The following is a 535-nucleotide window of genomic DNA, read 5'->3' as shown; positions in this document are numbered from 1 at the left end:
GTCCATCGGGTTCATGCCGGCGGCAACCGCCTTGTTGCCTTCGCGGATGATCGACGCAGCCAGAACGGTCGCGGTCGTGGTACCGTCGCCGGCGATGTCGTTGGTCTTCGAAGCAACTTCGCGGACCATCTGGGCGCCCATGTTCTCGAACTTGTCGTCAAGTTCGATTTCCTTGGCGACCGAGACGCCGTCCTTGGTGATGCGCGGAGCGCCAAAGGACTTATCGATGATGACGTTACGGCCCTTGGGGCCGAGCGTTACCTTGACTGCGTCAGCGAGGATATCGACGCCGCGCAGCATCTTTTCGCGCGCGGTGCGGCCGAATTTAATTTCTTTAGCTGCCATTTTGAAAACTCCAGAATAGGGTTGTCAGCAATTTCGGGANCGGTGCGGCCGAATTTAATTTCTTTAGCTGCCATTTTGAAAACTCCAGAATAGGGTTGTCAGCAATTTCGGGAAAAGCGATCGGCTGGATCAGCCGATGATGCCCATGATGTCGGCTTCCTTCATGATCAGCAGATCTTCGCCGTTGATC

General features: G+C 55.4%; 1 protein-coding gene. It reads right to left on the bottom strand.

The window, feature by feature from the left end; genetic code table 11:
• Positions 1-345: TCP-1/cpn60 chaperonin family protein (locus tag BN1800_RS39785; RefSeq protein ID WP_280174006.1), on the bottom strand; the 345-nt coding region annotated here is incomplete at its 3' end.
• Between the last annotated feature and the right edge of the window lie 190 nt (positions 346-535).

Source organism: Rhizobium sullae (assembly GCF_900169785.1).
In the GTDB taxonomy this organism is placed as follows: domain Bacteria; phylum Pseudomonadota; class Alphaproteobacteria; order Rhizobiales; family Rhizobiaceae; genus Rhizobium; species Rhizobium sullae.
Note: the sequence above shows the minus strand (reverse complement) of the source record. Positions and strands in the feature narration are given on the sequence as shown.